Consider the following 22,288-nt stretch of genomic DNA (forward strand, 5'->3'; position numbering starts at 1 on the left):
CGACCAAGTTTGTTTTCCAGTCCATCACCCGGAGGCGAATCCCCATGGAACTGATCTTATGGCGTCATGCCGAAGCGGAACTCGGCGAACCCGACGAGGGCCGCGCCCTCACCGGCAAGGGACACAAGCAGGCCTGGAAGGTCGCCGACTGGCTCGACCGCAACCTGCCGGAAAGCTGCCGCATCCTGGTCAGCCCGGCCACGCGCACCTTGCAGACTGCCGAAGCGCTCGGCCGCAAGTTCAAGATCCATCCCGACCTCGCGCCCGACAAGAGTCCGCAGGACCTGCTGGCCGCCGCCAACTGGCCCGACAGCCGCGAACCGGTGCTGATCATCGGCCACCAGCCGACACTGGGCCTGGTCGCCGCGCAACTGATCAGCGGCCAGCAACAGGAATGGTCTATCCGCAAGGCCAATGTGTGGTGGATCGCGCAGCGCGAGCGCGGCGACATCACCACCAATTATTTGCGTGCGGTGATGGCGCCGGATCTGATCACCAAATAAAAAAAGGCTGCTCGATGAGCAGCCTTTTTCCATGAGCAGACCAGATCGTTCAGGTCAGAAGCGATCAGCGCCGATCAAAACTCCTCCCAGCTGCCTTCGTCCTGCGGCACGGCAGGACGCTTCGGCGTCGGCGCCAGGGTGGTCTTGCGCGCTGCCGCCGGCCTGATCGCCGGAGGAGCCGCATGGGCTGCTTCAGCCGCCAATTCCAACGGCGGATTGACGGTCTTCAGCATCGATGGCGTATTCACTGCCTGAGCAGCAAAGGCGGTGTTGTCGATCTTGAATACGCCGACCGCGCGCGCCAGCAGATCAGCCTGTTCCTGCAGACTCTCGGCCGCGGCCGCAGCCTGCTCGACCAGCGCCGCATTCTGCTGGGTGATTTCGTCGATCTGGGCGATGGCGCCATTGACTTCGGCAATGCCGGCACTCTGCTCTTTGCTGGCGGCAGTGATCTCGCCCATGATGTCGGCCACGTGTTTGACCGAGGTCACGATCTCGCTCATGGTCACGCCGGCTTCATCAACCAGCTTGCCGCCGGCATCGACCTTGCTGACCGAGTCGCCGATCAGGGTCTTGATTTCCTTGGCGGCCGATGCGGAACGTTGCGCCAGGCTGCGAACTTCGGAAGCCACCACTGCGAAACCACGGCCTTGCTCGCCGGCGCGTGCCGCTTCAACTGCGGCATTGAGCGCGAGGATGTTGGTCTGGAAGGCGATGCCGTCGATGACACCGATGATGTCGACGATCTTGCGCGAGCTTTCCTTGATCGAGCCCATGGTCTGCACCACGTCGCCGACCACCTTGCCGCCCTTGACCGCATAGTCGGAAGCCGACATCACCAGCTGGTTGGCCTGGTGCGCATTCTCGGCATTCTGCTTGACCGTCGAAGTCAGCTGCTCCATCGAGCTGGCGGTTTCTTCCAGGCTGGACGCTTGCGATTCTGTGCGATTCGACAGGTCGGCATTGCCGGTGGCGATCTCTTGCGAGGCCACTGCGATGATGGCCGCACTCTGCTTGATTTCATTGACGGTCGCCGCCAACTTGGTCTGCATCGTATTGAGCGAATGCACCAGCTGGCCGGCTTCGTCGTGGCTCTTCTCTTCCACGGTCTGGGTCAGGTCGCCGCTGGCGATGGTCTCGGTGATCTTGCCGGCGCGCAGCAGCGGCGCCGTGATGGTGCGGGTAATCGACCAGGTGAAGAAGGCGCCCAGCAGCAGCGTCACCAGGCCAATCACGATCATGCCGATCTGGCCGTTGTGGTAGCTGGTCTGGAAGTCGACATACGCTGCCGACATGTCTTCCTGCTGATACGCGGCGAGTGCGGCCACGCTGGCCATCCACTTGTCGTAGGACGGCAGGAAATCGCTCTTGAGGAGTTGGGCTGCGTCAAAATAATTGCCGCCGCCGACCATTTCACGAATCTTCTCGACGATCGGGAACAGCACCTTGCGTTCCGCGGCGGACGCCGTCAGCAGCGCCTTGCCCTTGTCGGTGGAAGTCAGTTTGGTGAGCTGGCCTTCATAGCCTGCGTAGGCTTGCAGGATCTTGGCGAGGCGCTGGTTTTCCTGTTGCCCTTCGGCGGCGTCGGTAGGCGTAACCACCTTGCGCAAGGCCAGCGCCAGGGCGCTGCCGGATTCGCGCATGCTCATCGCCGCGGTCATGCTGGCGACCTTCTGGTCGATGATGTAGGCGCTGCTGCGTTCCATCTCGGTCATGCGCCACAGGCCGTTAAGCAGGATCGCCGCTGCGCAGAGCAAGACCAGACAAAATCCCAGTGCAAGGCGTGCACCAATTTTGATATTTGAAATCATAACGCTCAACTTCCCCTGATAAAAAACTGCCGTCCCTGAAGATGCAAACCGCCGGATAGTTCGATTACTTACTGTTGCCGGCAGATCGGACCGGGGTCACCGGCGTGACGGTCTGCCTTGTCTCGTCAGCAGGATTCATGCCTGCCTGAATATTTTTAAATTGTACGGCTTTCGCACTTATTTTTCTTGGTTTGCAGCAACATTATTCAATCGGGAAAACGCGGTACACCAAGGCGGGATTTCTCTGCCTCGGTCGTTCCGTTATTGCTATGAATGCCGGGAATGCCGCGTCTGCGCGCGTGTCCTGTTCCGGCGTTTCGTTGCCCTTTGATGCTTGTGGCGCATCTTAGATAAGCGCTGAAAACAAGGCTAATGCTTTGTGCGCATGTAACTATACCTTTATCGCATAGTTGTTTTAAACGCAATCCAGACGCACGAAAGCGGCGCACCCAAGGTGGAAAAATGCATGAAAAAAGCCCGCACGACGGATCGTGCGGGCTGGCGCGTATTTCCTTGAGCGGCACAACATGCTGCGCTTGCAATCGCGTTTTAAAACTCTTCCCACTCGTTGGCGCCGCCGGCTTCGACCGGTTTGGAAATCGTCTTCGGCGCAGGCTTGCCGGTCGCTTTCAGCGCCGATGTTTTTGCCGGCGCAGGCAACTTCGCCGGCGCAACAGCCGGAGGAGTACGCGACAGTGCAGCCAGCGAAATCGCCGGCTTGTGCTGCGCCTCCGCCGGCGTGATCCGGAACACGCTGACCGCCTTGGCCAGCACGTAGGCCTGCTCCTGCAGACTCTCGGCGGCAGCGGCCGCCTGCTCCACCAGCGCGGCATTCTGCTGCGTGATTTCATCCATCTGCGTGATGGCGCGATTGACTTCTTCGATGCCGCTGCTCTGCTCCTGGCTGGCGGCGGTTATCTCGCCCATGATGTCGGCGACGTGCCTGACCGAAGTCACGATCTCGGTCATCGTCGCCCCCGCTTCATCGACCAGCTTGCCGCCGGCGTCGACCTTGCCGACCGAATCGCTGATCAACTGCTTGATCTCTTTCGCCGCCGATGCCGACCGCTGTGCGAGGCTACGCACTTCCGATGCGACCACGGCGAATCCACGGCCCTGCTCGCCGGCGCGCGCGGCTTCGACTGCGGCGTTCAAGGCAAGGATATTGGTCTGGAAGGCGATGCCGTCGATCACGCTGATGATGTCGACGATCTTGCCCGAGCTCTCCTTGATCGAACCCATGGTCTGCACAACGTCGCCGACCACCTTGCCACCTTTGACCGCCAGTTCGGAAGCCGAGGTCACCAGCGAATTGGCCTGGCGCGCGTTGTCGGCATTCTGGCGCACGGTGGAGGTGAGTTCTTCCATCGAGCTGGCGGTTTCTTCCAGACTGGACGCCTGCGATTCGGTGCGGCTGGACAGATCGGCATTGCCCATCGCGATCTCTTTCGACGCCACATGAATCACGTCGATGCTGGTGCGCACATCGCTGACGATATGCACCAGGCTGCCGGTCATGTCATTGAGCGCATGCAGCAACTGCGCCGACTCATCGCTGCCCGTCACCACCGCACGCGAAGTCAGGTCGCAGGAAGCCACACGCTGCGCCATCGCCACCGACTCCGACATTGGCACCGTGATTGAACGCGACAGCATGTAGCCGACCCAGGCTGCAAATAACGCTAGCGCGCCGATGCCCCCGAGCAGCCAGATTTCCATGCGGCGCAATTCTGCGGTCTGCTGGCCCAGCGTGTTTTCGAGACTGCCGATGACAGCGTCGACGACCTTGAACTGGGCGTCAATGGCTTCGGTGAATTTGCCGAAATATTCCTGCGGTGGAAATTCCAGAGTCTCGGCTTTAAGGACCTTTTCATCGGCCAGCGCAATCACGGCGGCGGCTTGCTTCCTGGCGTCTTCCACCGTCGCGCCGAGCACGTCCTTGAGCGAAGCGTTGATAAGGAAAGCCTGCTGGAACAACTGATCGGCTTGTCTCAGGCGCTCGACGGCGCCTTGGCGAGGACTGATGATTGCCAATTTGTCGTCGGGCGTGGCAACCTTCTTGCCGAGCATGGCCGAACCGCGTGCGCGCATCTTGCCGAGCTCTTCGGTCAGCAACGGGAACGCCACAAAGCCGCCGGTGATCAGCTTCGAACTATCGAGGTCGGGATCCAGGCTGAGCCTGAAGTCGTCGAGGATGAGGTCGTTGATCTCGAACAGCTTGGCGATACCCTCGCTGTGTCCGCTGAAACTCTGCGGCCCGGTCACCTGTCCTGCGGCGACTCCATCACGTAAGGCGTTCCACGCCGTCATCACCGCGGCGAGATTCTGTCCGATGGCAGGATTGCGCGCACCGGCTTTCTGCAACTGCGCCTGCAGGTTTTGTAACGCCTGGTCGACTTCCTGCGCCTTGGCTTGCCGTTGCGCTGCGATCGTGGCGTTGCCGCCCAGCAGGACCGCCGACATGCCGCGATGCTGCTGCATCAGCTGCATGGAACGCAGCAAGGCGCGCGCCGGCACCACGCCTTTCATTTCCAGGGTCTTGTGAGAGATCACGCCTTCTGCGCTGATGATGTACAACGTGGTCGGCACGCCGAACAAGGCGAGACCGATAATTCCAAGCAGAGCGAATTTCTTCCACAACTGCAATCTGGCAAACAGATTTTTCATGACTCCCCCCAAGGATGTTTCCGTAAAGCATCGCCGGCAAATGACCACATCGGACAACAGGACAATGAAGCGGACTTCATCTTGCGCACTTTATTTGTTTTATATGGAAACGGCCGTATTGCAAGCGACTTGACCTGCCAGCCGGCACGCAAAAAACATACCGGACCGCGCCGGTGCGGGCTGCAGAGGAGCATGGAGAAAAGAGATGATGAAAAGCCCGCTTGTTCGGGCGTATCGAAACAGCAACGCCAGTCCCAGGGCGGGATGGCGTTATCGAGGATCAGCGCATGCCGAAGGGAAATCCGGAGCGGACTTATCGGGAGTCATGCAGGACGGCGTCGCCCAACTCCACCGGGGTCGCGCTGCGGGCATAGTGGAGATGCTGCAGAAATTGCTGGGTGGCGGCATCCCACGAATACGTCATTGCATGCGCACGCACGTCGTCGCGCGACAGCTGCAGGGCATCCATGCAGGCGACGTCGAGTTCTTCGTTCAAAGCGCCGGAGAATCCGTTGGCCACGACGTCGATCGGTCCTTCAACCGGATAGGCCGCAACCGGTACGCCGCAAGCCATGGCTTCGGCCAGCACCAGTCCGAAGGTGTCGGTGCGACTGGGGAAAACAAATACGTCGGCGCAGTTGTAATACGCCGGCAATTCGTCATGTCCCTTGGCGCCGAGAAAACGCACCTGCGGATAACGCTGCTCAAGCTCCTCGCGCTGCGGGCCGTCGCCGATCACCCATTTGGAACCGGGCAGGTCGAGCTTGAGGAAGGCTTCGATATTCTTTTCGACGGCGACGCGGCCGACGTACAGGAATAGCGGCCGCGCGATGCAGGCATGGTCTTCCGCCGCCGGCCGGAAATGTTCGGTGTCGACGCCGCGGCCCCACAGGGCGACGTTGCGGAAGCCGTTCTTTTCCAGCGACTCCTTCATCTTCGGCGTCGGCACCATGACGGCTTTGGACGGACCATGGAACCAGCGCATCAACCGATAGGTCAGCGCCTTCGGCAACAGCTTGCGTGCGCTCAGGTATTCCGGGAAACGCGTGTGATACGCGGTGGTGAAATCGAGCTTGTTCCTGAGGCAATAACGGCGTGCCGCCAGACCCATGGGGCCTTCGGTGGAGATGTGGATGCAGTCGGGCTTGAAGGCGTCCAGTGCGGCGGCGATCTTGGCATACGGCTTGTAGGCCAGCCGTATTTCAGGGTACGTCGGGCAGGCGAACGTGCGGAAATCGCGCGGCGCCAGCATCAGGACTTCGTGGCCTTTGTTGCGCAGGCATTGTTGCGTTGCCCGCAGGGTGTTGACTACGCCATTGACTTGCGGTTCGCCCGCGTCGCTTACGATGGCAATGCGCATAAATCTTCTACTCCGGCCAATTTGGAACTCTTCTTCAGTTGCATGATTTCGCCCCAGGTCACCAGGCGCAATTCGCCGGTTTCATCTTCCACCAGAGCCGACAGGCTTTCCACCCAATCGCCGTCGTTGCAATAGGTGATGCCGTTGATGTCGCGGATTTCCGGCTTGTGGATATGTCCGCAGATGACGCCGTCGAGGCCTTTCTTGGCGGCTTCGGCAGCCAGCGCATCTTCGAACGAGGTGATGTAGTTGACCGCGTTCTTGACCTTGCCCTTGAGGTATTGCGACAGCGACCAGTACGGCAATCCGGCACGTGCGCGCCAGCTGTTGAACCACTGGTTGAACTTGAGGATCATGGTGTACAGGTTGTCGCCGACGTACGCCAGCCACTTGGCGCAGGCAATGACGCCGTCGAAGCGGTCGCCGTGGATCACCAGCATGCGCTTGCCGTTGGCAGTGGTGTGCACCAGTTCGTCGCGGATCTTGATGCCGCCGAAATCGAGGTCGATGAATTGACGGATGACTTCGTCGTGGTTGCCCGGCACAAAAATGACATTGGTGCCCTTCTTGGCTTTCTTGAGCACTGTCTGCACCACGTTGTTGTGGCTTTGTTCCCAGTACCAGCGACGCTTGAGCTGCCAGCCGTCGATGATGTCGCCGACCAGGTAGAGCGTCTCGGACTCGGTGGCGCGCAGGAATTCCAGCAACCGTTGCGCCTGGCATCCCGGCGTGCCGAGATGCACGTCCGAGATCCAGATGGTGCGGAAATGGAGAGGATCGCGTTTCTTTCCCAGAGCGGCGTCTATACCGTTGGCATCCAGAAATTGATCGCGTGATTTCATGCGGCTCTCGATTCTTTCAGGTAGTGGCGAGCGTAGCGGCCATCCAGCTTGGCCAACGGCAGCAGCAGGAAGAAATCGGCGGAATGGAAATCAGGATCCCAGGCCGGTTCGCCGCAAACCCATGCGCCGCTGCGCAGGTAGCCGCGCAACAGCGGCGGCACTTGCGGCTGGTGGCCGGCTTCGCGCTCTTCGATCGGGAATGCGGTGTGCGGCGTGACGCTGTACTCTTGCGGCGCCATGTTGTTTTCGCGGAAGGCGTGATACAGCGCCGCCGCATTGTGGCCGCCGTCGGCCAGGCTGACGCTGGCGCAACCCATCAGGTAGTCGCAGCGCTCTTTACGCATGAAGTCGGCAATGCCGGCCCACAGCAACATGATGACGGCGCCGCTGCGGTAATCCGGATGGATGCAGGCACGGCCGGCTTCGCAGATGACGTTGCGGATGTTATTGAGGCGGCTCAGGTCGAATTCCTGTTCCGAGTAGAACTTGCCCATGCGGCGTGCGGCGTGCGGGCTCATCACGCGGTAGGTGCCGACCACGCTCAGGGTCTTGTTGTCGCGTACGATCAGGTGGTCGCAGTAGTCGTCGAATTCGTCCTTGTCGAGACCTTCTGCATTGGCCAGCGCCGACAGGTTCATCGTTTCGATGAAGACCTTGTAGCGCAGACGCTGTACTTCACGAACTTCTTCCGGCGTGGTGGCCAGACTCAGGGACAGTTTGGAAGAACTGGGGTTAGCATCTGCCGGGGTGGAAAGCAGTCTCATGCATCGTCCTTTTTCAGTTGACAACGATGCAGAGCGTAACTGTCGATTATTTCAGGCCAATGACACCTGAACACAGCATGGCGCGATAGCAACACCAGTGCGGCTGTCAGCCTCCAGCAAGCTTTACAGGGCGACAACAGGCGGTAAAGAGGTGAACTTTATGCAATCGTTTCCCTCGAACAGGCAAGAGCGAATTACCGCCTCGCTTCACTCCCATTCCCCGCAGAGAAAGACGCCATGACTGAAGACGAAATCCGTCGCAATGCTTTCGCCATGCCCATCCACAACCCGGCGTTCCCGCCCGGCCCCTATCGCTTCGTCGATCGCGAATTCCTGATCATCACCTACCGCACCGATCCGGACGCGCTCAGGAAGATCATCCCGGCGCCGCTGCAGTTCGTCGAACCGATCGTCAAGTTCGAATTCATCAACATGCCGGACTCCACCGGCTTCGGCCACTATTGCGAGTCTGGACAGGTGATTCCGGTTACGCTCAACGGCGTCGCCGGCGGCTACGTGCACAGCATGTACCTCAACGACCATCCGCCGATTGCGGGCGGACGCGAGCTGTGGGGCTTCCCGAAAAAGCTCGGCACGCCGGAACTGCGCGTGCACACCGACACGCTGGTCGGCACGCTCGACTACAGCGACTTCCGCATCGCCACCGGCACCATGGGATTCAAGCATCGCGCGCTTGATCACGAGGCGGTGGCGAAGACGCTGGCGTCGCCGAGTTTCCTGCTGAAGATCATTCCTCACGTCGACGGCACACCGCGCATCTGCGAACTGGTACAGTACAGTCTGTCCGACATCACCATCAAGGGCGCCTGGACCGGTCCCGGTGCGCTGGACCTGCATTCGCATGCACTGGCGCCGATTGCCGACCTGCCGGTGCTGGAAGTCATCTCCGCGGTGCACATCTTGTCTGACCTGACTTTGCCGCTGGGCACGGTCGCTTACGATTATCTTGCTAAATAGTTTTTTAGTATGTTGTTCAATATTCTTGCTTAACAAAAAGGAACGTCATGGTACTCAAAGATAAAGTCGCTCTGATCACAGGCGCAGCCAGCGGTATCGGCAAAGAAATCGCCATCGAATACGCCAAAGCCGGCGCCAAGGTCGTCATCGCCGATCTGGCGCTCGACGCCGCCAAGGCCGCCGCCGAAGAAATCAACAAGAGCGGCGGCACCGCCATGGCCGTCGCCATGAACGTGGTGGACGAAGCGCAGGTCGACAAGGGCATCGCCGACGCGGTGGCCGCCTACGGCACGCTCGACATCCTGATCAGCAACGCCGGCATCCAGATCATCGCTCCGATCGTCGACAGCACGCTGGAAAACTGGCGCAAGATGCTGGCGATCCACCTCGACGGCGCCTACCTGACCACGCGCGCCGCAATGCGCGCGATGATCAAGGCCGGCAACGGCGGCTCGATCATCTACATGGGTTCGGTGCACTCGCACGAAGCGTCGCCGCTGAAGGCGCCGTACGTCACCGCCAAGCACGGCCTGATCGGCCTGGCCAAGGTAGTCGCCAAGGAAGGCGCGAAGGACAAGATCCGCTCGAACGTGATCTGTCCGGGCTTCGTCCGTACGCCGCTGGTGGAAAAGCAGATTCCCGAGCAGGCCAAGGAACTGAATATCAGCGAAGAAGACGTGATCAAGAAGGTGATGTTGAAAGACACTGTGGACGGTGAATTCACGACGACTGCGGATGTGGCGCAGACGGCGGTGTTTCTCGCGGCGTTTCCTACCAATGCGCTTACCGGGCAGTCGGTGGTGGTTAGCCATGGTTGGTTTATGCAGTAAGCGGTTGGCGCTTACGTTGGATGAAGAGGCCGCCTTTGTTGGCGGCTTTTTTTGTTCTGTTGTTCCGACTTCGTGTGTGTTGTTGCTGAGGCTGTTCTTTCTTCGATCAACCCTTCGCCGGGGGTAGCCCGGCAGCTACTCACTTTCTTTGTCTCGCCAAAGAAAGTAAGCAAAGAAACGCGACCGCGGGATCCAGGTCCTTCGGACTTCCCGGTGCTGCGAAGCAAAAAATGGGAGGAGAAACAAACTCGCTGCGCTCAAACAAGTTTCCCCTCTTTTTCCATTTTTCGCATCGCATCACCGGCTGGCTCCAAGCGGAACGGCCAAACTGGCTCGCTGCGCATCGCCAGGGTACTGAGATGGAACGACGGTCGCAGTTCTCCACTACCAATAAAACCAAGGATGAGAATCACGATGCCGCAGGCGAGCCACCCAAGGCAATGCGAAGCGAGCCGAGGAAGAATTCCGCTTATGAGTCGCCGTTGGTGACGTGCTCAAATCGGATAAAGAAGGGAAACTTGTTTGAGCGCAGCGAGTTTGTTTCCCTTCCCGATTTGAGTGCGGCGCCAACGGGAACCCCGAAGGGGCGGCGAATCGCGGTCGCCTTTCTTTGCTTACTTTCTTTGGCGAAGCAAAGAAAGTAAGCGGCTGCCGGGCCGCCCCCGGCAAAGGTCGATCGAAGAGAGAACAGCCTCAGCAACAACACACACGAAGTCGGAACAAAACACGGAGAGAAAAACCTATCCCTCCATCTCCCCCACCCACTCCCCATCCTGCATCTTCGGATAAACCTTAACCAACAAAATCTTCGGCCCCTTCATCTTCTTGACCACAATGTCAAAAGCATGAAACTCGACCTTCTGCCCTTCCTTCGGCACCTCGCCCAACTTCTCCATGACCAGCCCGCCGACCGAATCGACCGTCTCGTCATATTCGAGGTCAATGCCCAGCATGTGCTCCAGCGTCACGATAGGCAGACTGCCCTTGCCCAGCAAGGTGCCGTCATCCTGCCGCGTCCACTCATTGGAAGTATGGCGGAACTCATCGCGAATCTCGCCCACCAGCACGCTCAGCAGATTGTCCAGCGTGACGAAGCCCAGCGGCGTCTGCCCCTTGCGGCCGATGATCGCGAAGTGCGGCGAACCGGTGCGGAAACGGCGCAGCAGCTCTTGCGCCGACAGGCTTGGTGAAATGTATTGCACCGGACGCAGGTACTGGCGCAAGTCGACGATGGCCTTGCCGTCCTGCTGCGCAATGAAGACGTCCTTCAGATGCAGCAGGCCCAAGACTTCCTGCTGCTCGGCGTCGAAAAACGGATAGCGGCTGAACCGGTTGCGGTAAATGATCTGCATGTTTTCTTCATGCGTATTGGCCGCGCTCAGGGCGACAATCTCGTTGGCCGGGCGCATCAGGTCCATCACCTTGAGGTCGCCGAAATCGAGCGACTGCGCCAGCACATTCCATTCCTGCGGCGTGAACTTGCCGGTCTTGCCGCCGGAACGCAGGATCAGCTTGAGTTCGTCCGAGGAATAGTGCGAATCATGCCCATGCACGCCGCCCAGGCCGGTAATGCGCAGCACCCAGTTGGCGCTCAGGTTCAGCAGCCAGATAGCCGGATACATGGTCCAGTAAAAACCGTACAGCGGCATCGCGCACCACAGGCCGATGCGCTCCGGGTTACGGATCGCCATCGACTTCGGCGCCAGCTCGCCGACCACGATGTGCAGGAAGGAAATGATCACGAAGGCGAACACGAAGGACACGCCATGGATCAGCTCGGGCGAACTCACGCCGAGCAAGGCGAACAAGGGTTCGAGCAGGCTGGCAAACGCGGGTTCGCCGATCCAGCCCAAACCCAGCGACGCCAGCGTGATGCCGAGCTGGCAGGCCGACAGGTAGGCGTCGAGTTGAGTATGGACAGTCGCCAGTATGCGTCCGCGCAAACCTTGCGTCTTGACGATGGCTCTGATGCGGGTCTGGCGCAGTTTGACCAGACCGAATTCTGCTGCGACGAAAAAACCGTTCAGCGCGACCAGAAAGAGGGCCGCGACGATCAGTAATATGTTTTCCAACGAGGGTACCTATTGAGTAGTAAAGAAAGTGCACCTGCCGAAGAGCAGCTAACAAAACAGCGCGAAGTCCGACGGGCCGGGCCGCGGATGCGCAATGAAGAAATCGCGAGCGGGAAAAACTGCGAAGGTTTTGTTAGCTGCTCTTGCATGTTGCTGCAAGCACAAGACGTAATTTACCACGAGACGGCGTACGACCAGGCGTCTTCTCCGGAATCGATGTCATTCCGGCAAGAAAAGCCGTCTCAGCGTTTCAGCTCGGGAGTGATGAAACGCAGTCCCAGCACGACATAGCCGCCGCGCGTATCGGCTCCGAAGGTATTGCCGTAAGTGAGGTCGAGTTCGACATGCTCCGGCACCAGGGTCGCACGCACACCGGCCTGGTAGGACGGCTTGCCCTTGTTCTCGCCGAACACTTCACCGATGAACGAGAGCCGGTCGATCAGCTTCGTCTCATTGCCGAGACCCCAGGTCAGGCGCGTGGTCTGCTCCTTGCCTTTGCGAATCGCGCCCAGGTTGGTGTGCAGCAGGAACGCATCGTCCTTGAACGAGAACGAAGTCAACAGCTTGGAATAGACATTCCAGGAACGCTTGCGGCCATCGTCGCCACTATCGGTCTGGCGCACCACGCCGGCCAGCATGCCGACGCCGTAGCTGTCGGGCGACATTTCACGGAACACGGTCTTGCCCTGCAACTGGCTGTTGGCCAGGTACATGCCGGTACCGTCGCGCTGCCAGGAATTACCCCACGAGACTTCCAGGTTGCCGGTCAGGTTGCACGACGGATTGAGCCAGCGCTCGGTGCCGTCGCGATTGAATTTGCCCCAGGCTTCCAGCTGGCATTTGTTGGCGCCGAGGACTTGTGCGTCGTCGACATTCATTGCGCCGGCGGCGAACGCCGACTGCATCCCCAGCAATCCGTGGACGGCCACGGTTGCGATCACGATTTGTTTTTTCATGGATTACCCCGTCTTCAGAAATCTGACGCAACCAGAAAGACGTTGCGTCCGGCGTGATGCTAGCACCATGCTTCCGGCGCGAGCAATCGGAAATCGAATGCGAGCCGGAGATTTCGAAATACCTGAGCAGAATAACCACAATGACATGCGCCAGTCACACTACACATACACAGAAGTGCGACCAACACGTCAAAAAAATACTGAATTGAGAGTGCTTATCGTTTACGAGCAGCGCTTGCCTCGCAGCGCCCCGCTCAGCGTTTTCGCGGACGCGCCGGATCCGGCAAGCCGCACTTGAGGAACTCGCCGCGACCAATTGCTCCCTGCGGATCCTTGCCGTCATACACCACCTCGCCGCGCGACAGCGTGGTCACCGGCCAGCCGGTCACGGCCACGCCTTCATACGGCGTGTAGTCGACGTTGTGATGCAGCTTGTCGTTGGCGATCACGACTTCCTTGTGCGGATCCCAGATCGCGATGTCGGCGTCGCCACCGATGGCAATGGTGCCCTTCTGCGGATACAGGCCGTACATCTTGGCCGGATCGGTTGCCGTCAGTGCGACGAAGCGGTTGAGGTCGATGCGGCCCTTGCCGACACCCTCCGAGAACAGCAGCGGCAAACGTGTTTCCAATCCTGGCGTGCCGTTGGGGATGTAGCGGAACGGCACTTCCTTCCCGCCCGGCATCTTGCCCTTGGGATCGGCGTAGCGGAACGGCGCATGGTCCGACGAGAACACCGTGAACAAGCCATTGGCCAGGCCGTCCCAGATGTGTTGCTGGTTTTCCTTGTCGCGCGGCGGCGGGCTGCAGATGCACTTGGCGCCGTGGTAGCCCTCCTGATCGAGATCGTCGGCAGTCAGCATGAAATACTGCGGGCACGTCTCGGCATAGATGCGCAGGCCATGACCATGCGCCCAACGGATCTGCTCGATGGCTTCCTTGCCCGAGACATGCACGATCAGGATCGGCACGTCGACCAGCTCGGACAGCGCGATCGCACGATGCGTCGCTTCACGTTCGACCAGCATCGGCCGCGAGGTCGCGTGGTACTTCGGCGCGGTCAGGCCGGCGTCTTCCAATTGCTCGGTGAGCCACGCGATGCAGTCGGCGTTCTCGGCATGGATCATCACCATCGCGCCTTCGCGCCGAGCGATGGCCAGCACGTCGATGATCTGGCGATCATTCAACTTGAGATCGTCGTAGGTCATGTAGATCTTGAACGAGGTATAGCCTTCGCTGATAAGTTGAGGCAGTTCTTCCTTCAAGACCTTCTCGGTCGGATCACTGACGATCATGTGGAAAGCGTAGTCGATCACCGCCTTGCCTTCGGCGCGGCGATGATAGTCCTCCACCGCGGCGCGCAGCGACTGGCCCTTGGCTTGCGCGGCAAAAGGAATCACGGTCGTGGTGCCGCCGCATGCCGCCGAGATCGTACCGCTGCGAAAATCGTCGGCCATCTCCAGCCCCTCTTCCATCGGCTGGTCGAGATGGCAGTGGCTGTCGACGCCGCCCGGCAATACCAGCTTGCCGGCGGCATCGATTTCTTTCTTACCGGGCGCGAGATTGCGCCCCAGTGCCACGACCTTGCCGCCGACGATGCCGACATCGCATTGCATGATGTCGGACGCGGTGGCGACGGTGCCGTTGCGGATTACCAGATCAAAGTCTTCCATGTGCGCTCCGCTTTACACTACATCACGGAACAGGCTGCCCCAATTACGGATGCGCGACGGATCCGATCCCGCCTGCCTGAGCGACTTCCACACCACGGTGGAAATGGTGTCGTAGATCGGGATGCCGACTTCGCGCTCCAGCTCTTCCACCAGCGGTGCGCCGCGCAGGTTGGTGCAGAAGATGGTGATGGCTTGCGGCTTCTCTTTGGCGACTTCGCGCACCATGGCGCGCAACTCGTCGGCGCCGACTTCGGAGAAGGAGAAATTATCCTGCTTGCGCAGATGGCGTTCGGCGATGCATTCCATGCCCGATGCCGCGTAGTTCTTGATGATCGCCGCCTGCACGTCGTCCAGGTAAGGCGTCACCAGGCCGAAGCGCTTGACGCCGGTGATGTCGAAAATCTCATTCAATGCCAGCACCGAGGTGCAGGCCGGAATGCCGGTCGCTTCGGTGATGCGCTTGCACAGGCGTTCGTCGGCGTCGAAACCGAGCCAGCCCGACGAGGTGCCGTTCCAGCCTATGCTTTGCACCTTGGCGTGCGACAGCAGCTCGGCCGCGCGCAGGATTTCGCTGTCGTCGAATTGCGCCAGCGCCTGATTCGACAAGGCGATCTCGGTCACGCGGAAGCGGCCGAAGTGGGCGCTGGCTTCCGGGATGTCGGCGATCATTGCGGTCGTGACCGGCTCCAGCGTGGTGTTGGAGGACGGCGTCAGCATGCCGAGCAGAGTACGTTGAGTCATGATGATTTCCTTGAGATTCTATGCGGCGATTTTGACTGCGTCGGCATGGGCGAGCGCGGATTCTTCGCGAATCAGGCTCAGCACATGGCGCTTGTATTGGTTGAATTCGGCGCTCGTGGTGTCGCGCGGCCGCGCCAGGTCGATGTCGATCAGGTCGCGGATGCGGCCCGGTCTATGCGTCATGACGGCCACCTTGGTGGCCAGCACCAGCGCTTCATCGACGCTGTGCGTGACGAACACGATCGTACCCTCATAACGCTGCCACAGCGTGACCAGCTCTTCCTGCATTTCCATCTTGGTCTGTGCGTCGAGTGCAGCGAAGGGCTCGTCCATCAGGATCACCGATGGATTCTGCAGCAAGGCGCGGGCGATGCCGACGCGTTGCGCCATGCCGCCTGAGAGTTCCGCCGGAAAGTGGTTTTCAAAACCCTTGAGCTTGACCGTTTCGATGAAGGGTTGGGCGGCGGCGCGGCGTTCGGCGGCGCTCTTGCCTTGCAGCTTGAGTGAGAACGCAATGTTGTCCCACACCGGCAGCCACGGCATCAGGTTGGCCTGCTGGAACACCATGCCGCGATCGGCGCCGGGAGCGCTGATCGGCTTGCCGTCCACGATCACGCTGCCGGAAGTCGGATGCTCGAAGCCGGCGATCATGTTCAGCAGCGTCGACTTGCCGCAACCGGACGGACCGAGCAGGCAGAGGAATTCCTTCTTCTCCAGGCTCAGCGTGACGTTGTCGATGGCGAGCATGTCGGTGCCACGCTTCTTGTCCTTGAAGACTTTGACGATATTGTTCAGTTCAATAAATGCCATGATGGTTCTTCCTCTTAAGCCTTGCCCTGCACCGTCGCCACATGCTGCCAGCGCAGTACCGAATTCATGATCAGTTTCAGGATCAGGTCGGCCAGATAGCCGAGCAAGCCGATGCTGATCATGGCCGCAATCACCAGGTCGTAGCGCAGGAAGTAATACGAATCCCACAGCGCGTAACCGAGACCGCTCTTGACCGCCACCATTTCCGCCGTAACGGTCAGCATCCAGGCGCTGCCGATGCCGATGCGCAGACCCGCAAAGATGCTCGGCATGGCCGCCGGCAGAATCACGAAGCGCAACAGCTGGCTCTGGTTGGCGCCGGCCATCGCCGCCGCGCGCAACAGGTTGCGGTCGGAGGTTTTGACGCCGTGCACGGTGTTCATCAGGATGGGAAAGAACGCGCCGAGGAACACCAGGAAAATCGCCGGCTTGTTGGCGATGCCGAACCAGATGATCGCCAGCGGAATCCACGATACCGGCGGAATCGGCCGCAGCATCTGTATGGTCGGCTCGATGGCCTTCTCCACCCAGCGCCACCAGCCGATCGCCACGCCCAGCGCAATGCCGGAAATCGCCGCGATCAGGTAACCGGCCGTGACCCGCATGCAGCTGGCCATGGCGTCGAAGATCCAGCGGCCGCTGCTGTCCTGCGCCGCTTCGCTATAGCCGAAGATCCAGTCCATCCAGGTCGCAAACACGCGCGACGGCGCCGGCAGCAAGGAAGCAGGGATCGCCCCCGAACGGGAAAACGCTTCCCAGAACAGCACCAGAAAAATCGGTACGGCGAACCGCCACTTCGCCTCCGACAAGGAGCGCATCAAACCATTCATTGTGATCACCTGCTTTCTATCCAGTTAAACCAGCCCTGCGCCTGAATCAATAGCCCAGTTCGGACTTCGGCTTCTTGGTCACTTCCATCAGGAAGCTGTAGTCCATGTTCTTGTCGATCTGCGCCGAGACGTCGGTAGAGATGTACTTCAGATCCTTCATCATCGCGCCGATGGCTTGCGTCTGCGCGCGGTACATCTTGAAGTCGGGATAGGAATTCTTCAGCGCTTCGGTGGCGACGGTCTTGTCCAGGCCGGTGCCCTTGACGATGCTGGCAACCCAGGCGCCCTTGTCCTTTTGCAGGTTGTCAACCAGACGCACCACGGCGGCGACGGTTTCCTTCACTTCCGCCGGATGTTCCTTGATTACGTCCGAGCGCGTCACGATCAGATTGGTCAGGCGGCCGGCCGCTTGCTTGTAGGGGAATGCAAAATGCTTGCCGACACCGGTCATGCGGATTTGCGAGGCGAACGGTTCGACCGAGCAGATCAGCTCGACTTCACCGCGCTGCAGGGCCGCGGCATGGTCGGACGGATTCGGGATATTGACGAACTGCACGTCCTTGCTCGGATTGATGCCGTTCAGGGCCAGCTCGCCGCGCATGTGCAAGTCTTGTGCGTTACCGCGCGAGGCCGCAATGCGGAATGGCTTGCCCTGCGCCTTGTATTCAGCGATCAATTTCTTCAGGCCGGCCCAGTCGTCGGACGCCAGCGCCATGTCCTTGCCGACCAGCATTTCGGAGCCGCCATTAACTTGGCCCGACACCGCCACCAGGTCGAAGCCCTTGTCGAGGCCGCTGACGAAGGACAGGTAAGTCACCTGCGCGATGTCCACGCTCTTGGACACCAGCGCGGTCAGCGCATCGCTGCCGGCGGTGAAGTTGATGCCTTCGATGTCGACATTTTTTGCCAACTCAGGCACCAGCGCCATCGACATACAGTGCGCGCACTTGGCATAGGCCAGCTTGAATTTTGGTTTCGCCTGGGCTTGATTTTGAGCTTGTACTACGCCGGCAAAAGCCAGGCTGAAGGCCAGTCCGGCCGCCACGACGACAGTGCGCATGACGGACGAACGCGGCAGTTTTTCTTGTGCGCCGGATACTTGATAGTGCATGGTGACTCTCCCGTAAGTAACTCAAAGATGGAACTCATCAAAACAATGAGCATGGACCGAAATATGAATTGTGACAATTTAAAATACTGATTGCGACAAACAATGCAATACCTGTGCCAGGACAGTTTCAATCGGTTTTAACGGGGAAGAGCAGATGAAATGGCGTGTATTCACTGCGGCGAGGCGGCGGCAGACATCCATGCTGGTGCAAAACCAGAGAAATCGAACCAAACCGGTGCGACAAAATAATTTATAAATGTAGGGAAAGTTTTTAATAATTGTGACAATATATCCCCACAAAATAGATCGCCTCAGGACAATGCAATGACCAGCGCCACCAACATCACCCCCATCAAACCCGGCCGCAAGAAGACCACCAGCAAAGTGAACAAGAGCGCGGACAACAGCCCCCTGCCCGCCCAGGCCGTGAGCGCGCGGCCGATGGCCGGCGACGTCATCTATGAACGCATCCTCACCTCGATCATGGAACATCGCCTCACGCCCGGCACCAAACTGGTGGAAGAAAAACTGGCCGGCATCTTCAACGTCAACCGTACGCGCGTGCGCGAAGTGCTGGCGCGGCTGAGCCACGAAGGCCTGATCACCACGATCCCGAATCGCGGCGCCTTCATCGCCAGCCCGACGCCGAGCGAAGCGCGCGCGATCTTTTCGGCGCGCCGCCTGATCGAGCCGGCGCTGCTGCGCCATCTGTGCGAACACACCCGGCCCGAACACATTGCCCAGTTGCGCGCGCATGTCGCGCTGGAGGCGCAGGCGCGCGAAGCCAACGACCGCCGCGCAATCATCCGGCTGTCGGGCGAGTTCCACATCCGCATCGCCGACATGGTCGAAAACCCGGTCATGAGCAAGATGATGCGCGAGCTGGCGTCGCTGACCTGCCTGATCATCGTGCTGTACGACTCCCCCACCGTGCCGGCCTGCACCCACGACGAACACGGCGACATCATCGACGCCATCGCCGCCGGCAAGGTCGAGAAGGCGGTCGCATCAATGATCGAACACCTGAACCACATCGAGGCGGTGCTCGACATGTCGGCTCCGCCGGCCGAAGACGACGACCTGGAAGCCGTGCTGAGTGCGATGTAATTCCGGCGGTTTTTTATGGTGCGTTTATCCGCGCAGCACAAAGTTTTATAAGAATTAGACGCCGCATTTCTTATCTTGTAGTCCACATCAACCTGACCTGTGGAGTACAAGAAAATGACATCCCGATTTGCGCCTTTCCGTTTCGTGTCCATCGCTTTGGCGGCAACCGCACTGCTGCACGTGCTGCCCGCCGCTGCGGCGGAGAGCGGCGAGGTGCCTGCTGCTGCTGCTGCCGCTGCGCCGGCGCCTGCTTTCACCACCACCGCCAACATCGGCCTCTACAGCCAGTACGTTTTCCGCGGCCTGACCCAGACCAATGAAAAACCGGCCATACAAGGCGGCTTCGATCTCTCGCACGAGAGCGGTCTCTACGCCGGCATCTGGGCGTCCAACATCAGCTGGATCAGCGACGCCACGCCAGGCGCATCAGCCAGTCTGGAAGCCGATATCTACGGCGGCTTCAAGTACAACTTCAACGATGCCCTGACCGGCGACGTCGGCTTCCTGCACTACGCCTATCCCGGCAGCTTCCCCAACGGCTTCACCAAGGCCGACACCAATGAGCTGTATCTCGGCCTCGACGCCAAGTGGATCACGCTGCGCTATTCCTATGCCGTCGGCAACACCTTCGGCAGCGCCGACACGCGCGGCTCCAGCTACGTCGACCTGGCGCTGACGCATGAGCTGGTCGCCGGCATCAACGGCGTCGCCCACGTCGGCCATCAGCGCTATACCGGCCCCAACTCCTCCAACCTGTCGTACACCGACTGGAAGCTGGGCCTGAACCGCGACTTCTCCGGCTACGTGCTGGCGGCCTACTACACCGGCACCAACGCCAAGGACGCCGGCTACACGGTCAAGGGCAAGAACCTCGGCCGCGACCAGCTGGTGTTGTCGGTGTCGCGCACCTTCTGAGGCTGACATGGACGGGAGAATTTCAGCGGCGTTGAGTGCGCTGCTCATGTGCTTCACGTTGCTGCCCGATGCGCACGCGGTGGTGCCCTACCGTTCGCCGGAAGACTACGGCCCGTCCATCGAAGCAAGGAAGCAATTGCCGGCATGCCGGCGCGCCGCCATGGAAATCATGGCCGGCGCCGGCAAGATTGAAAGCGAGAGTTTCGTGCAGCGCAACGAGGCGGAGTATTTCCGCTTCGTGATGCGCAGCGGCAGCAAGGAAGTGCTGATCATCTGCGACGGCCACGCCGGCACGATCCGCCGCCAGATTGATATCTGGGGGGATCTTTAGGTTTAGCAGCCGACCTTAGGACTCCAGTTCGGCCAGCTTGAAGAAGGCAATCGACTTGCTTAGCTTCTCGGCCTGTGCGCTCATTTCTTCGGCAGTCGCCGCCAGCTGTTCCGAGCCGGCGGCGTTCTGCTGCACCGTCATGCTCAGTTGCACCACGGCGGAATTGATCTGGCTGACGCCGGCCGACTGCTCGGTGCAGGAATGGGAAATCTCCTGCACCAGCTCGGAGGCGCGGCGGATTTCCGGCACCAGGCTTTCCAGCAGGCGGCTGGATTGTTCAGCCAACGCCACGCTGTTGCCGGCGACGTCGCCGATTTCCTGCGCCGCATCCTGGCTGCGTTCGGCCAGCTTGCGGATCTCCGCCGACACCACCGCAAAGCCGCGGCTCTGCCCGCCGCTACTGGCCGCTTCGATCGCTGCGTTAAGCGACAACAGATTGGTCTGATAAGCAATGTCGTCGATCACTTCCACCATCTTTGCAATGCGCTTCATGGCGACCACGGTCGACAACACCGCATTGCCGCCATCGCCGGCGCCGTCGGCGGTTTTGCCCGCGAGCGCATCGGTGACGCGTGCATTGGCGGCATTGCGCGAAATCGAGGTCGACATTTCTTCCAGCGAGGCGCTGGTCATCTCAATGCCGGCGGCCTGCTCACTGGCGCCCTGCGACAACGCCTGCGCGGTGCTGCTGATCTCGCGCGAAGCATCGGCCAGCACGCCGGCGCCTTCCGACACATCGGCCACCACCGCCGACAAGGTGTCGACCATATCCTTCATGTGAAACACCAGGCTGAAATCGTCATTGCGCGCGACTTCGATGCATTGCGTGAAATCACCCTGCGCCACCTTGCTCAGCACCTCGATCACGTCGGCCGGCTCGCCGCCCAGTTGTCGCACCAGGCTGCGGCAGATCAGCCAGCCCGACAACGCCGCCAGCAAGGCGATCAGCAGCACGCCGCCAGTCAACTGGTTGCGCTGCAGCTCCTGCACGGCAATACGGTCGGCGATCATTTTCTGCAGGCGATCGGATGCGAGGAAAGCGGTGCGGTATTGCTGGTCGACCGCGACGCTCATCGCATCGTAGTAGGCCGCCGGCGTCATGGTCAGCGTGTCGGCGGCGGCGATCTCATCGCGCGACAGGTTCAGCGAGCTGCGGCTGGCGATGGTTGACGCCTCCGAGCTGGCGCCGAGTTCCGCCTTGAGCGACGGCACTGCATCGTAGACTTTTTCGAAATAGCGCAGCGAGGTGCGGCCGTGCTGGCGCGTGCCGGCAATGAGGCTGTGCAGGTTGACGCGCGCATCGTCGTCAATCTGGCCGGCGATCAGGTAGCGCACACCGGCGCCGCGCACCTGGCCCAGATATTCGGCCAGTTGCGGCAGGTCGAAATACACGGCATGCACGAGGTAGTACACGCCCGGATCGGCATCCAGACTGAGGTGATAGCGGTCGGCGATTTTTTCGCTGAGCAGCAGCAGGTTCAGGCATAGCTGGCTGTGACGCTGAAAACTGTCGGACAGGGTCACGCCGCGCTGGCTTACGGCTTTGGAGAGGTCGTCCCATTCGGTGCGGATCTTCTGCACCAGCGCCGCTTCAGCAGGATGACCTCCTTGCATGGACTGCGCCAGCGCGTCCATGGCGAGCGTGCCGAGCCGCGTGGTTTCGGAGAGCTGGTCGACCATCTGGCCCGACGTCAGGAAGGCCGTCGACACGCCCCGATGGCTTTGCACCAGCTGCAGCGCCTTGAGCGTCTTGACGCCGGGCTCAAGGCCTTTCTGTTCGAGGCGCGACACGGCAATGCTCTTGTCGGCGCCATCCACATACAGGTACAACGGCGGCCCCACCAGCAACACACCCAGTACGCCCAACAACCCCATGCGTTGCCACAGCTTGAAACGCTGCAAGAACCGCGTCATGAAACCCTCCCGTTTTTTTATTAGCGGGACAGTCTATCAAATCGGCGGGAATCGGGAGCGCGCGTGCCGAATC

General features: G+C 60.3%; 20 protein-coding genes. 7 read left to right on the plus strand and 13 right to left on the minus strand.

Annotation, left to right across the window (positions count from 1 at the left end; genetic code table 11):
* Nucleotides 1-44: 44 nt before the first annotated feature.
* Entirely contained in the window at nucleotides 45-503 is a 459-nt protein-coding gene (locus E4P32_RS15185; protein WP_116434993.1) for a histidine phosphatase family protein, read from the plus strand.
* 74 nt (nucleotides 504-577) lie between these two features.
* On the opposite strand, the gene E4P32_RS15190 is transcribed toward E4P32_RS15185, so the two are convergent.
* The 5 genes from E4P32_RS15190 to E4P32_RS15210 all read right to left on the minus strand — a co-directional run bounded on the left by E4P32_RS15190 (nucleotide 578) and on the right by E4P32_RS15210 (nucleotide 7,947).
* Nucleotides 578-2,314: a methyl-accepting chemotaxis protein gene (locus E4P32_RS15190; RefSeq protein ID WP_116434992.1), complete on the minus strand. Its 1,737-nt coding sequence runs from the start codon at nucleotides 2,312-2,314 to the stop codon at nucleotides 578-580.
* 549 nt (nucleotides 2,315-2,863) lie between these two features.
* Entirely contained in the window at nucleotides 2,864-4,981 is a 2,118-nt protein-coding gene (locus E4P32_RS24370) for a methyl-accepting chemotaxis protein (RefSeq protein ID WP_116434991.1), read from the minus strand.
* A 313-nt stretch (nucleotides 4,982-5,294) separates the two neighbouring features.
* On the minus strand, nucleotides 5,295-6,341 hold the full coding sequence (locus tag E4P32_RS15200) for a glycosyltransferase family 1 protein (RefSeq protein ID WP_116434990.1): 1,047 nt from the start codon (nucleotides 6,339-6,341) through the stop codon (nucleotides 5,295-5,297).
* The gene (locus E4P32_RS15205; protein ID WP_116434989.1) at nucleotides 6,323-7,183 is read right to left on the minus strand and encodes a UDP-2,3-diacylglucosamine diphosphatase; all 861 of its coding nucleotides are present in this window, start codon (nucleotides 7,181-7,183) and stop codon (nucleotides 6,323-6,325) included. The genes E4P32_RS15200 and E4P32_RS15205 overlap by 19 nt, the downstream gene beginning before the upstream one ends.
* Nucleotides 7,180-7,947 (minus strand): GNAT family N-acyltransferase, encoded by a 768-nt coding sequence (locus E4P32_RS15210; RefSeq protein ID WP_116434988.1) that lies wholly within the window; start codon nucleotides 7,945-7,947, stop codon nucleotides 7,180-7,182. Before E4P32_RS15210 ends, E4P32_RS15205 begins: the two co-directional genes overlap by 4 nt.
* 237 nt (nucleotides 7,948-8,184) lie before the next feature.
* Here E4P32_RS15210 and E4P32_RS15215 point away from each other — a divergent pair, with 237 nt between their 5' ends.
* The 3 genes from E4P32_RS15215 (at nucleotide 8,185) to E4P32_RS24135 (ending at nucleotide 10,399) form a co-directional block, all read left to right on the plus strand.
* Nucleotides 8,185-8,925, plus strand: coding sequence for an acetoacetate decarboxylase (locus tag E4P32_RS15215; RefSeq protein WP_116434987.1), 741 nt, complete (start codon nucleotides 8,185-8,187; stop codon nucleotides 8,923-8,925).
* Nucleotides 8,926-8,972: 47 nt separating this feature from the next.
* Complete coding sequence (locus tag E4P32_RS15220; protein WP_116434986.1) at nucleotides 8,973-9,755, plus strand: 3-hydroxybutyrate dehydrogenase; 783 nt, start codon at nucleotides 8,973-8,975, stop codon at nucleotides 9,753-9,755.
* A gap of 230 nt (nucleotides 9,756-9,985) precedes the next feature.
* Nucleotides 9,986-10,399, plus strand: coding sequence for a hypothetical protein (locus tag E4P32_RS24135; RefSeq protein ID WP_147306547.1), 414 nt, complete (start codon nucleotides 9,986-9,988; stop codon nucleotides 10,397-10,399).
* Between the two features lie 96 nt (nucleotides 10,400-10,495).
* Here the strand turns inward: E4P32_RS24135 and E4P32_RS15235 are convergent, their stop codons facing one another.
* The 7 genes from E4P32_RS15235 to E4P32_RS15265 form a co-directional block, all read right to left on the minus strand.
* Entirely contained in the window at nucleotides 10,496-11,827 is a 1,332-nt protein-coding gene (locus E4P32_RS15235; RefSeq protein WP_116434983.1) for a hemolysin family protein, read from the minus strand.
* Nucleotides 11,828-12,069: 242 nt separating this feature from the next.
* A complete protein-coding gene (locus tag E4P32_RS15240) occupies nucleotides 12,070-12,783 on the minus strand; it encodes a hypothetical protein (RefSeq protein ID WP_116434982.1) in 714 nt (237 codons plus the stop codon).
* A gap of 254 nt (nucleotides 12,784-13,037) precedes the next feature.
* On the minus strand, nucleotides 13,038-14,456 hold the full coding sequence (gene hydA / locus E4P32_RS15245) for a dihydropyrimidinase (RefSeq protein WP_116434981.1): 1,419 nt from the start codon (nucleotides 14,454-14,456) through the stop codon (nucleotides 13,038-13,040).
* Between the two features lie 12 nt (nucleotides 14,457-14,468).
* Nucleotides 14,469-15,197: an aspartate/glutamate racemase family protein gene (locus tag E4P32_RS15250; protein ID WP_116434980.1), complete on the minus strand. Its 729-nt coding sequence runs from the start codon at nucleotides 15,195-15,197 to the stop codon at nucleotides 14,469-14,471.
* Nucleotides 15,198-15,215: 18 nt separating this feature from the next.
* Nucleotides 15,216-16,007, minus strand: coding sequence for an ABC transporter ATP-binding protein (locus E4P32_RS15255; protein WP_116434979.1), 792 nt, complete (start codon nucleotides 16,005-16,007; stop codon nucleotides 15,216-15,218).
* Between the two features lie 14 nt (nucleotides 16,008-16,021).
* Nucleotides 16,022-16,837, minus strand: coding sequence for an ABC transporter permease (locus tag E4P32_RS15260; RefSeq protein WP_116434978.1), 816 nt, complete (start codon nucleotides 16,835-16,837; stop codon nucleotides 16,022-16,024).
* A 46-nt stretch (nucleotides 16,838-16,883) separates the two neighbouring features.
* Complete coding sequence (locus tag E4P32_RS15265) at nucleotides 16,884-17,948, minus strand: ABC transporter substrate-binding protein (RefSeq protein ID WP_199525649.1); 1,065 nt, start codon at nucleotides 17,946-17,948, stop codon at nucleotides 16,884-16,886.
* Between the two features lie 324 nt (nucleotides 17,949-18,272).
* On the opposite strand from E4P32_RS15265, the gene E4P32_RS15270 reads away from it, so the two are divergent.
* From E4P32_RS15270 to E4P32_RS15280, 3 genes are all read left to right on the plus strand, one after another.
* A complete protein-coding gene (locus E4P32_RS15270; RefSeq protein WP_116434977.1) occupies nucleotides 18,273-19,055 on the plus strand; it encodes a GntR family transcriptional regulator in 783 nt (260 codons plus the stop codon).
* Nucleotides 19,056-19,169: 114 nt separating this feature from the next.
* Nucleotides 19,170-19,970: a TorF family putative porin gene (locus E4P32_RS15275; protein ID WP_116434976.1), complete on the plus strand. Its 801-nt coding sequence runs from the start codon at nucleotides 19,170-19,172 to the stop codon at nucleotides 19,968-19,970.
* A 7-nt stretch (nucleotides 19,971-19,977) separates the two neighbouring features.
* Nucleotides 19,978-20,301: a hypothetical protein gene (locus E4P32_RS15280; RefSeq protein ID WP_135008751.1), complete on the plus strand. Its 324-nt coding sequence runs from the start codon at nucleotides 19,978-19,980 to the stop codon at nucleotides 20,299-20,301.
* A 15-nt stretch (nucleotides 20,302-20,316) separates the two neighbouring features.
* Here the strand turns inward: E4P32_RS15280 and E4P32_RS24305 are convergent, their stop codons facing one another.
* Complete coding sequence (locus E4P32_RS24305) at nucleotides 20,317-22,215, minus strand: methyl-accepting chemotaxis protein (RefSeq protein WP_233526675.1); 1,899 nt, start codon at nucleotides 22,213-22,215, stop codon at nucleotides 20,317-20,319.
* Between the last annotated feature and the right edge of the window lie 73 nt (nucleotides 22,216-22,288).

The sequence above is a fragment of the Herbaspirillum sp. 3R11 genome (assembly GCF_004563925.1).
GTDB lineage: Bacteria > Pseudomonadota > Gammaproteobacteria > Burkholderiales > Burkholderiaceae_D > Herbaspirillum.